This is a genomic window from Nigerium sp. (genome assembly GCF_039811905.1).
In the GTDB taxonomy this organism is placed as follows: domain Bacteria; phylum Actinomycetota; class Actinomycetes; order Propionibacteriales; family Propionibacteriaceae; genus Propioniciclava.
This window is the reverse complement of the sequence record NZ_JBDHZL010000089.1, coordinates 1-10,813: the sequence shown is the minus strand read 5'-3', so window position 1 is coordinate 10,813 and position 10,813 is coordinate 1. Positions and strand designations below refer to the sequence as shown.

Below are 10,813 nucleotides of genomic sequence, written 5' to 3'. Positions count from 1 at the left end.
CGGCCCGCGACATCGGCGTGACTTCGCACGTCCTGCGTCACTGGGAGCACGAGCGCGTGCTCGTGCCGGCACGCGACGAGTATGGCCACCGTCGTTACTCGAGCGCCGACCTCGCCGTCGCGGCAGGCATCCGCCGCGCGCAGGCGGCCGGCCTGACGCTCGCGCAGGTGCGTGACTTCCTCGGCGGCGATGCCGACGCGCGCGCCGCTGCTGGCTGCCCACCGGCGTGACCTCGACGCACACCGCGACGCGCTCGCTCGGGCGTCGGCCGACGTGACGGCGGCGCTCGGTGCGCCGGTCGACCCCCACTGCCCGTACGGAGTGTGAACGTCCGCGCATGATCCGGGCGTGGCGGTGCCCCGCTAGCCTGACAATCAGATCGAATCAACACCGAGCAACGGGGCAGGAGACAGGGAATGAAGACGGTACAGATGAAGGACGTCGTCCTCGGCGAGGGGCGCGCGAAGGTGATCGTCCCGATCACGGGTCGCACCGCCGATGAGCTGGTCGCGCAGGCGTCCGAGTTGGCCAAGCACGCCCTCGACATCGTCGAATGGCGCGTGGACTTCTTCGCCGAGGCCCTCGGCCCCGAGAGCGTCAAGGCGGTGGCGACGAAGGTCGTGGACGCCCTCGGCGGCAAGCCGGTGCTCTTCACGTTCCGCACGAAGGGGGAGGGCGGCGAGCAGGCCGCGACGCCCGAGCAGTACGTGGCGCTCAACGTGGCGCTCATCGAGTCGGGTCTGGTCGACGCCGTCGACGTCGAGCAGTTCTTCGACGCGGACGCCGGCGACCGTGTGATCGCGGCCGCGCACGACCAGGGTGTCGCGGTCGTGGGGAGCAACCACGACTTCCACGCGACGCCGGAGGCGTCCGAGATCGTGAAGCGCCTGGTCGCGATGCAGGAGCGCGGGTGCGACGTGGCGAAGATGGCCGTCATGCCCCAGAGCCAGGGCGACGTGCTCACGCTGCTGTCGGCGACCTGGGAGATGGCGTCGCAGCACGCGGAGACGCCCGTGATCACGATGGCGATGGCCGGCCGCGGGGTCATCTCGCGGATCGCCGCGCAGGCGTTCGGCTCGGCGGCGACGTTCGCCATGGTCGGGCGCGCCTCCGCGCCCGGGCAGGTGCCGGTCGAAGAGCTCCAGCCGGTCCTGGACCTCATCGACCGCAACCTCTGAGCCGCGGTTGCCCATCGCCCTGCCGGCGCGCTTCGACGCGTTCCGCCAGCGCGGCCCCGAGTGGGCCCGCTGGCTGGACGCGCTGCCGCGCGTGGCGGGCGGCGTCCTGCGGGAGTGGGGGCTGGCCGAAGACGGGGATCCTCTCCACGGCCATACCGCGCTCGTGCTGCCGGTGCGGGACGCCGACGGCGTCCGGTTGATGCTGAAGCTGGTCTTCGTTGAGCCGGACAACGTGGGGGAGCCGGATGCCCTCAAGGTGTGGCGCGGTCTGGGAGCCGTGCGGCTGGAGCGCGCGGACCCGCGCCGCGGCGTCCTGCTGCTGGAGCGGCTCGGAGAGCGCGACCTGTCGTCGCTTCCCGACGAGGAGGCGATCGGCGTCCTCGGGCGCCTCTATCGGCGCCTGCACGTGCCCGCCGTGCCGCAGCTGCCTCCGCTCGCGGGGTTCGTGCGCGGATGGCTGGACGACCTCGCCGCGCTCGGCAAGGACGTCCCGGCGCCTCCGCGGTTCGTGCAGCAGGCGCTGACGGCCGGGTGGACGCTGGTGGGGGAGGCGTCCGAGAGCGCCCGCCATCAGGCGGTCGTCCACGGGGATCTGCACTACGCGAACGTCCTCGCCGGACGCCGCGAGCCCTGGCTCGCGATCGACCCCAAGGGATTCAACGGCGACCCGTGCTTCGAGCCGGCGCCGCTGCTCTGGAACCGCTGGGACGCCCTCGTCGCCACCGGCGACGTCGGCGGCGCGTTGCGCGAGCGCTTCTACGGCATCGTGGACGCCGCCGGCCTCGACGAGCGGCGCTGCCGCGACTGGGTCGTCCTCCGGACGATGATCAACTGCGGTTGGCTCGCCCAGGACGCCGCCCGCGCCGGCCGGCCGCTCACGGCGTCCGAGCGGGACGAGGCGACCCGCAACGTCACCATCGCCAAGGCGATGCAGGACGTGCTCGGCTGACCCGGCCCCGCGAGGCGGGTCACCACCGCACCGTCTATTGAACTATCTGGTGAGTACCTCTGGACACGGGTGAGGCGCACCCTCTAAATTCCCGTTATGGACCATATGGTCCGGCCTCAATGACGAGAGGGGATGACGCCCCATGACCGGTGCGCACGCCAAGACAGCTCCCACGGAGATCACACCCCAGATGGCACGACGCGCCGCGCTCGGCAGCTTCGTCGGAGCCGTCGTGGAGTGGTACGACTTCCTCATCTACACGGTCGTCGCGGCGCTCGTGTTCAACAAGCAGTTCTTCCCCGAGCTCAACCCGACCCTCGGACAGATCGCCGCCTTTGCGACGTTCGCGGTCGGCTTCATCTTCCGGCCACTCGGCGGCGCGTTCTTCGGCCACTTCGGCGACAAACTCGGCCCCAAGCGGATGCTGATCTGGACGATCGTCGTGATGGGCATCGCCACCCTGGCCATAGGCTGCATCCCGAGCTATCACGCGATCGGGATCGCGGCGCCCATTCTGCTGGTGGGGCTGCGCTGCGTGCAGGGCTTCGCGGTCGGCGGTGAGTGGGGCGGCGCCGCCCTGATGGCAGTCTCGCAGGCGCCCAAGGGGCGCAAGGCGTTCTACTCGTCCGGCGTCCAGATGGGCTACGGCATCGGCCTGATCCTGGCCAACGGCCTGTTCCTGCTCGTCCTGACGCTGCTGGGCAACGACGCCATGATCGAGTGGGGGTGGCGCATCCCCTTCATCGTCGCCGGGCTGTTGGTGGCCGTCGGCCTGTGGGTGCGGGTCGGCGTCGCCGACATCCACCACGCCGACGTCGCGCCCGCCGCGCTGCAGGAGGACGACCAGCCCACCCCCGGCAAGCGGGCGAAGGCCCCGCTGGTGGAGGCCATCACGAAGGATCCGATCGCGTTCTTCCAGATCGTCGGTATCCGCGCGGTCGAGATGTTCACGATGTTCATCGTCACGACGTTCGGCTTGGCGTACTCGCGCAACACCCTGAACTGGGATCCTGCGGTCTTCTTGCGCATCGCGATCGTGATCGGGGCGGTCAGCCTTTTCACGATTCCGACGTTCGCGCACCTGTCCGACCGGTTTGGGCGCAAGCCGGTCTACCTCACCGGCGCGGTGATCGGCGGCTTGGGCGCGTTCCCGTTCTTCAGCAGCCTGGTGGCGGGCAATCTGATTCTCACGTGGGTGTTCGCGTTGATCCTGGTGAATCTCGCCCACGATCTGGCCGTGTCGGTGCAGCAGCCGCTGATCACGGAGTTGTTCGGTGCGAAGCATCAGTACTCGGGCGCCGGGTTCGGCTACCAGGTCGCCGCGGTGCTGGTGGGCGGGTTCACCCCCTCGATCGCGACCTGGATCCAGGGCCCGCAGGCCGAGGGCGGCCTCGGCCTGGGCGCGCCGGGCGTCGCCTGGTACGTGGTGCTGGGCGCGGTCGTCTCGTTCCTGACGGTGTTCTTCATGAAGCCGCGGCTCCCGGAGGACCTCGGCACCGCGAACGTCAGCGCCGACAAGATCCAGGCCGAGTGACGCCGTTGGCGCGGGGCGAACGTCGCCGGGACGGCTGATTGACTGCCGATCAGGCACACTGCCGCCATGCGACACCGCTTCCCACGCAGCGTCTACGACCACGGCACCGAGCCGGACGCCCGCTTCACCCTGGCCAACCAGCGGACGTTCCTGGCCTGGATCCGGACGGGCCTCGCGCTCATCGCCGTCGGCGTCGCGCTCGAGGCGTTCGCGGAGAACCTTCCCTCTCCCGGACGCCGCGTCGCCTCCGCCCTCATGGTGCTGGCCGGCGTCATCGCGCCCGTGCAGGCGTGGCTGGGATGGCGCCGCACCGAACTGGCGATGCGCACGGGGCGTCCTCTGCCGCCCGACTCGGGATCCCTGCCGCTGATGATCCTCACCATGATCGCGGGCGTGCTGATCCTCGCCACGATCCTGGTGGCCCAGTAGGGGAGGACGACGCGATGAGCGATCATCCAGACGGGGGGGAATGCGGGGCGCCCGAGCCGCGACCCGCGTCCGACGGGCGCGCGATCTTCGACCCCGGCATGCAGGTCGAGCGCACGAACCTGGCGTGGCGCCGCACGGTGCTCGCCCTCGTGACGGTCGCCGCGGGCGGGCTGCGGCTCGTCTGGGGCTCCCACCCGGTGCTTGCCGTCGGTGGGGCCGGCGCGGTGCTCGCGGGGGCTCTCGCGCTCTTCTGGGCTGCCGGACGCGCACACCGCCGCGCCCACGCGCTGCTGACGTCCTCGTCCGACGATCACGTCGCCATCGCCGACGGCGCGTTGCCGGCGGCGATGGCGACCCTGTTGGCGATCTGCGGGGTGCTGGCCCTCGCGCTCGTCGTGCTGGGGCGCGTGCCGATCGTCGTCGCTCCCCGCTAGGACGCCTCCGGTGCGGCCGGGGCGCGGGCCGGTTCGGGCGTCCGCCCCAGCGACGGGCTCGGGGCCGCGTGAGGTGGCTGCCGCCGAGGACGGCGAAGGCCCCTCAAGGGCGTCCCGCTACGGTGGGTGCATGGACGCACCCCGGCTCGTGGCCCTGGACATCGACGGCACCCTCGTGGATGGCGCGGGGCGCATCCCGGCGGAGTTGGCGTCCGCGGTGGCCGACGTGCAGGACGCAGGCGTCCCGGTGGTGCTCTGCACCGGCCGCGGCTGGCACTCCACCCATGAGGTCGCGGACGCCCTCCGCCTCGCGCATGGCCCGCACGTGACGTCGAACGGCGCCGTCCTGGTGACCTACCCGCCGCTGCACGTCGACGAGGTCATCACCTTCGACCCCGGCGACGTCATCGAGCGGGTGGCGCGCGAGCACCCCCGCTGCCTCATCGCCGTCGAGGTCGTCGGCCAGGGGTACCTGGTGAACCGGCACTTCCCCGACGGAGAGCTGGGCGGCACGATCGAGGTCGTCGACCTCGACACGCTCGCCCGGCGTCCGGCCACGCGCGTGGTCGTGCGCGACCCGGACGCCTCCGACGGCGAGTTCATCCAGCTCGCCGAGCGCATGGGCCTGACGGGCGTCAGCTACGCGGTCGGCTACACGGCCTGGCTCGACATCGCGCCCGAGGGCATCGACAAGGCCCACGGCCTCGCGCAGGTGTGCACGAGGCTCGGGGTCGACCCTGCCGACGTCCTGGCGCTCGGCGACGGGCGCAACGACATCGAGATGCTGGCCTTCGCGGGGAGGGGGGTCGCGCTGGGCGACGCCCCACCCGAGGTGCAGGACGCCGCCGACGAGGTGACGGGACTATTCGCCGAGGGTGGCACGACGGACGAACTCCGCCGCTGGTTTCCCAGCGGCGGAGCTTCGGTCAGGGGCGCCGTCACGCAGTGATCGCCGGTGGCCCGCCCCGAGGCGGGCCACCCCAGGTCAGGCGACCGTCGCCAGGGCGTCCCGGCGCGCAACGCGCCGCTTGACGGTCTGCGCGGTCGTCCAGACCTCTTCGACCGTGAGTTTGAGCGACGACACGCTCTCCGGTTTCGAGGCGACGCCGTTGCGCACCTTGCGCAGATGGCGCTTGACGGTGGACGTCGAACAGCCGAGGCGCATCGCGATCTGCTCGAGCGTCTCGTCGGGGTTGGCGCGGCGCAGCCGGACCACCTCGTCGCGATCGACGGGATGATTCGCCTGCATCGTGCCGGCGACGGTGTCGAGGTTCTCCTGACGCACCCGGACGCCGAGCCGCGCGCGGATCTGCCGCCGCTGCTGGGCCGTCGTGCCGGCGACGAAGCCAGACACGTCGTGGCGGGTGACGGCGTCGAACAGGCACCGTTGGGCCAACGGACAGGTGGCGCAGATCGCGGTGGCCTTCGCGAGCATCTGAGCCTGTGCGGGCCCCGCCGGAGCAACCCCGTCCTCCACTACGGGGTGCTGAAACAGCGGAGCGTTGGTGACACAGCCAGGCGTCGCCTGGCTGAGGGTGGTGGTCATCGTGGTCCTTCCTTTCGTGCGAGCCTCACCGTTCGACCCACTACCCCCGGTCGGCGGGCGCGATGCCACGGGCTGGCGAAACCCTGGCGCGCTACCCTGAGGTAGGCCTTCCACCAGGAGCTTCGATGTTGCAGCCTTACGACCACACCCCCGAGTACATCTCCACCCTTGCCGACGGAACGGTGAAGCAACTTAACCCTTTCAGTGCGACGGAGGTATGGACAGTCCCCGGGCGGGGGAATCGGCCGCTGGGAATTCCGCGTGGTGAGACTCGTGCTCTGGAACCTGCGAAGGTGGGTGCCTACTGCTCGTTCTGCGAGCGGCGCTATCTCGAAACTCCCCCCGAGAAGTCGCGGATCATCCGCAACGACGACGGCGGCTGGGAAACGCTGTATCGCCTGCCGGCGGAGCGGCTCTTCGACACCGTGGCGGAGTTCCGGCGCATCCCGAATCTGTTCGAGATCCTCTCCTACGACTACTGGCACCTGAATTACGGCTACACCCTGCCGGGGCGGGTGGCCTCCCGGCGTGCGGCCTACCTCGACAGCGTCGCCGGACGCGCGCACGTGCTGTCGGTCGTGGAGTACAAGCTGCGGGCGTCCGGCCGGTCGGACGCCGAGGTGGCGGCCATGAGCGACGACGAAAAGATAGCGACAGCCTCGGCGTTCTTCGGCGGTGGGCACGACCTGGTCGTCGCCCGGCGGCACTACGTCGACGGGGCGTCGGACGACGGGCAGCTCGCCTCCTCGGGCACCCTGACGCCTGAGGAGCACGAGCAGTTCGTCGCGCTGACGATCGCCTCGACGCGGTCGCTGTACGAACTGAATCGCTACGCGCGCTACGTCACGGTGTTCCAGAACTGGCTGAAGCCGGCCGGGGCGTCCTTCGATCACCTGCACAAGCAGCTCGTGGCGATCGACGAGCGCGGCGTCCGGCACGAGGAGACGTTGCAGCGCCTGCGCCGCAACGCGAACATCTTCAACGAACGGGCCGCCAACTACGCCTCTTACAAGAACTTGGTGATCGCGGAGAACGACCACGCACTCATGTTCGCGGGCTTCGGGCACCGGTACCCGACGATCGAGATCTACTCCAAGAGCGAGCACTCCGACCCCTGGGAGCAGTCGCCGGAGGAGGTGCGCGCCATGTCGGATCTCATCCACGCCGCGCACGCCGCGACCGGAGCGGACGTCGCCTGTAACGAGGAGTGGCACTCCCGCCCGATCGACGTCGACCTGTCGATGCCGTGGCGCGTCATGCTGAAGTGGCGGGTGTCGACGCTGGCGGGTTTCGAGGGCGCCACGCGCATCTACGTGAACACCATCAGCCCCCTCGATCTTCGCGACAGGGTGGTCGACCGACTGTTCCGGCTGCGGTCGGAGGGGCGCGTCGCCGGCAGCATCCGGATCGCCTTCGAGGCCGAGTGCCGCCCCAACTCGCTGCGTTACAACCGGGTCGGCCGCTGACGCAGGGCGCGTCGTCGCGGCGGCTCTGGCGGCCCTATTGATCCGGTTTTGTTTGTCCCTGTTAATGGGGACGATGTGAACGCGTCCCACTTAATGGGGACATTTTCTTCCCGCATTCTTCTGCGAGAGAACTATTCCGGTCCGGGACGCCGAAGCGGCGGCCCCTCCGGGTTCCCCCGCCCAAGAGAGGCCGCCGCTGTGGCGTCGGAGACGATTGGTCCAGGCGTCCCCATTCGGCATTTCGCGAGCGGTCAGGTCGCGAGCCCACCGGGAGGCACCCCCCAGTGCCTCAGCCGTCCGATGGCTTCGGGATTCACGAAGCATTTCCCCCCGCTCCGTTCGTCCCGCTTTCAAGTATGCATTCATAAAGACGTTCTCATGACCATTCTGGACACGTCTGGACGGCTTTCGTGAAGGGGGGACATGCCCGGGGACGCCGCCCCCGCGTGTGCTCACCGGAGGCGTCGTCCGGGCGGACGCCCGTGGCCAGCGGGCGCGCGAACGCTCGCCCCACGCCGCCGCGGTCGTCCACGGGCGCCGGGGAGTGTCCCGGGCACGCATTGCTCTTCCGACGAAGCTGTGCTGACGCGGCCGGCGTCCGGGTGCTGCTTTTTTCTTGTCGGACGCGGCGGCTAGAGTCCGGCAGGTGCCAGTGATCGAAGCCCACGACCTGACGAAGACCTACGGCGACTTCGTCGCGGTCGACCATGTCGGCTTCTCGGTGGAGGCGGGGGAGTCGTTCGGGCTGCTCGGGCCCAACGGGGCCGGCAAGTCGACCACGATGCGCATGATCGGCGGCAACTCCCTGCGCACGTCGGGGTCGCTGACGGTGCTGGGGATGGATCCGGAGGAGCAGGGCCCCGAGGTGCGGGCGCACCTCGGGGTCGTCCCGCAGGAGGATTCGTTGGACGAGGAGTTGCGGGCCCGCGACAACCTCATCGTGTACGGGCGGTACTTCGGGTTGCCGCTGTCGTTCCTGCGGCCCAAGGCGGCCGAGCTGCTGGAGTTCGCGCAACTGTCGGAGAAGGCGTCCGAGAAGGTGCAGGCGCTCTCCGGCGGCATGAAGCGGCGGCTCACCATCGCGCGGGGGCTCATCAACGAGCCGCGCATCCTGCTGCTCGACGAGCCGACCACCGGCCTCGACCCGCAGGCCCGCCACATTCTGTGGGATCGGCTGTTCCGGCTCAAAGAGCAGGGGGTCACCCTCGTGCTCACCACCCACTTCATGGACGAGGCGGAGCAACTCTGCGACCGCCTGATCGTGATGGATCACGGGCAGATCGTCGCCGAGGGGTCCCCGCGGGAGCTGATCCGGCGGTTCTCGTCGCGCGAGGTGGCCGAGGTGCGGTTCGGGTCCGAGCGCAACGCCGAGGTCGAGCCCCAGCTCCGCGCACTGGCCGAGCGGGTGGAGGTGCTTCCCGACCGCGTCCTGCTGTACGCCGAGGATGGCGAGGCGATCCTGGACGAGATCGGACGCCGCGGGCTCACCCCGCTGACGTCGCTCGTGCGGCGGTCGTCGCTGGAGGACGTGTTCCTGCGCCTGACGGGAAGGTCCCTCGTTGACTAGCCCGATCGTCTCCGACCACGGCCTCGACCACCGCGCGCTCGCGGGCGGCGTCCGGCGGCACGGGTGGGTCTACTTCCTCGACTTCCGGCTGCGCGCCGAGCGCCCGTTCTTCTGGACGTTCCTGCTCACCGCCCTCGGCAACCCGCTGCTCTACCTCGCCGCGATGGGGCTCGGCCTGGGCGCGCTCGTGCAGCGTCCGGTCGACGGGGTGAGCTACCTGCACTTCGTCGCGCCCGGCCTCCTCATCGCCACGCTCGTCATGACGGCGGCCGGCTGGGGCACCTGGCCGATCTTCAGCGGGTTCAAGTGGCAGAAGCACTACCTGGCGGCGTCTGCCACGCCGATGCGTCCGGCGAACATGGCCGACGGGGAGACGGCCGGCATGGTCGTCCGGCTGGGCCTGCAGGGGGCGATCTTCTGGCTGATCGGGCTGCCGTTCGGCGCGTGGCCGACGGCGGCGTCCCTGCTGGGCGTCGCGATCGGGGTGCTCGCGGGGCTGGCGATGTTCACGCCGCTGATGGCGTACTCGGCGACGCTGCAGGAGGAGGGCTTGCAGTTCAACTTCGTGAACCGCCTGATCGTCATGCCGATGTTCCTGTTCGCGGGCACGTTCTTCCCGCTGGAGTCGATGCCGGTGTTCCTGCGCTGGATCGGCTGGCTGTCGCCGATGTGCCACGGCACGCAGTTGGCCCGCGTGGCGAGTTTCGGCCTCCCGGTGCCCGGGTGGCTCGTCGCGGTGCACCTGGTGGTGCTGGTCGGGCTCACCGTCGGCGGGCTCGCCGTCGCGCACCGCACCTTCGCGAGGAGGCTGGTCCGGTGAGCGCCCGCTCGGCGGCGTCCCCCGCCCGCTCGGCGGCGGTCGAGCAGGCCCTCGGCCGGCTGCACCGGCGCGGCACGAGCCTGGGCGGGCTCTACGCCGGCAACGCCCGCGCGGTCGTCGCGCGGGGGTTCGCGGTGATCCGCAACCAGAACTGGGGGGTCATCGCCACCGGCTTCTTCGAGCCCGTGTTCTACCTGCTCGCGATGGGCGTGGGCATGGGGCAGCTCGTGGGCGAGGTGCCGGGGCCCGACGGGCGTCCGATCACGTACGCGGCTTACATCGCGCCGGCCCTGCTCGCCACGTCGGCGATGAACGGCGCGATCTACGACTCGGTGAACAACGTCTTCTTCAAGCTGCGGTACTCGAAGGTGTACCAGTCGATGCTCGCGACCTCGCTCGGGCCGATGGATGTGGCGCTCGGCGAGATCTTCATGGCCCTGTTCCGGGGCCTGCTGTACTCGCTGGGCTTCCTGGTCGTGATCGCCGCGATGGGGCTCGTGACGTCGTGGTGGGCGCTCGCGATGCTGCCGGTGTCGCTGCTGATCGCGCTGGGCTTCGCGGCGATCGGCATGGCGGTCACCAGCTTCATGACGAGCTTCCAGCAGGTCGAGCTCGTGCCGCTGGTGATGCTGCCGATGTTCCTGTTCTCGGCGACGCTGTACCCGATCACCGTCTACCCCGAGGCCATCCAGACCGTCATCCGGGCGCTGCCGCTGTGGCACGGCGTCGAGCTGATGCGACAGCTCTCGGTCGGCGTCTTCACGTCGGCGACGGTGGGGCATGTCGCGTACTTCGGCGTCATGACGGTGGTCGGCGTCCTCGCGGCGGCGCTGCGACTGCGCCGGCTGTTTCTGCGCTGAGTAGGGCGGGCGCTCCCGGGCAGTGCCCCC

12 protein-coding genes are annotated in these 10,813 nt (G+C 70.3%); 11 read left to right on the top strand and 1 reads right to left on the bottom strand.

Annotated elements, in window-relative coordinates; all coding sequences use genetic code 11:
• From WMJ97_RS12135 to WMJ97_RS12105, 7 genes are all read left to right on the top strand, one after another.
• The coding region (locus WMJ97_RS12135) for a MerR family transcriptional regulator (protein ID WP_347349260.1) at positions 1-230 on the top strand (230 nt) is incomplete at its 5' end.
• Between the two features lie 186 nt (positions 231-416).
• Complete coding sequence (gene aroD / locus WMJ97_RS12130; RefSeq protein ID WP_347349259.1) at positions 417-1,178, top strand: type I 3-dehydroquinate dehydratase; 762 nt, start codon at positions 417-419, stop codon at positions 1,176-1,178.
• A gap of 7 nt (positions 1,179-1,185) precedes the next feature.
• Complete coding sequence (locus WMJ97_RS12125) at positions 1,186-2,127, top strand: aminoglycoside phosphotransferase family protein (RefSeq protein ID WP_347349258.1); 942 nt, start codon at positions 1,186-1,188, stop codon at positions 2,125-2,127.
• A 142-nt stretch (positions 2,128-2,269) separates the two neighbouring features.
• Positions 2,270-3,661, top strand: a complete 1,392-nt coding sequence (gene shiA, locus WMJ97_RS12120; RefSeq protein ID WP_347349257.1) for a shikimate transporter — start codon at positions 2,270-2,272, stop codon at positions 3,659-3,661.
• A 66-nt stretch (positions 3,662-3,727) separates the two neighbouring features.
• Positions 3,728-4,090, top strand: coding sequence for a DUF202 domain-containing protein (locus tag WMJ97_RS12115; RefSeq protein WP_347349256.1), 363 nt, complete (start codon positions 3,728-3,730; stop codon positions 4,088-4,090).
• Positions 4,091-4,104: 14 nt separating this feature from the next.
• Positions 4,105-4,524, top strand: a complete 420-nt coding sequence (locus tag WMJ97_RS12110; RefSeq protein WP_347349255.1) for a DUF202 domain-containing protein — start codon at positions 4,105-4,107, stop codon at positions 4,522-4,524.
• A 130-nt stretch (positions 4,525-4,654) separates the two neighbouring features.
• Positions 4,655-5,473, top strand: coding sequence for an HAD family hydrolase (locus tag WMJ97_RS12105; protein ID WP_347349254.1), 819 nt, complete (start codon positions 4,655-4,657; stop codon positions 5,471-5,473).
• A gap of 36 nt (positions 5,474-5,509) precedes the next feature.
• On the opposite strand, the gene WMJ97_RS12100 is transcribed toward WMJ97_RS12105, so the two are convergent.
• Positions 5,510-6,070 carry a WhiB family transcriptional regulator gene (locus tag WMJ97_RS12100; RefSeq protein WP_347349253.1) on the bottom strand — a complete coding sequence of 187 codons (561 nt, stop codon included), beginning with the start codon at positions 6,068-6,070 and terminating at the stop codon, positions 5,510-5,512.
• Positions 6,071-6,132: 62 nt separating this feature from the next.
• On the opposite strand from WMJ97_RS12100, the gene WMJ97_RS12095 reads away from it, so the two are divergent.
• From WMJ97_RS12095 to WMJ97_RS12080, 4 genes are all read left to right on the top strand, one after another.
• Complete coding sequence (locus WMJ97_RS12095; RefSeq protein ID WP_347349252.1) at positions 6,133-7,536, top strand: DUF4921 family protein; 1,404 nt, start codon at positions 6,133-6,135, stop codon at positions 7,534-7,536.
• Positions 7,537-8,182: 646 nt separating this feature from the next.
• Entirely contained in the window at positions 8,183-9,103 is a 921-nt protein-coding gene (locus WMJ97_RS12090; protein ID WP_347349251.1) for an ABC transporter ATP-binding protein, read from the top strand.
• The gene (locus tag WMJ97_RS12085; RefSeq protein ID WP_347349250.1) at positions 9,096-9,923 is read left to right on the top strand and encodes an ABC transporter permease; all 828 of its coding nucleotides are present in this window, start codon (positions 9,096-9,098) and stop codon (positions 9,921-9,923) included. The genes WMJ97_RS12090 and WMJ97_RS12085 overlap by 8 nt, the downstream gene beginning before the upstream one ends.
• Entirely contained in the window at positions 9,920-10,783 is an 864-nt protein-coding gene (locus WMJ97_RS12080; RefSeq protein ID WP_347349249.1) for an ABC transporter permease, read from the top strand. Before WMJ97_RS12085 ends, WMJ97_RS12080 begins: the two co-directional genes overlap by 4 nt.
• The last annotated feature ends 30 nt before the right edge of the window (positions 10,784-10,813 follow it).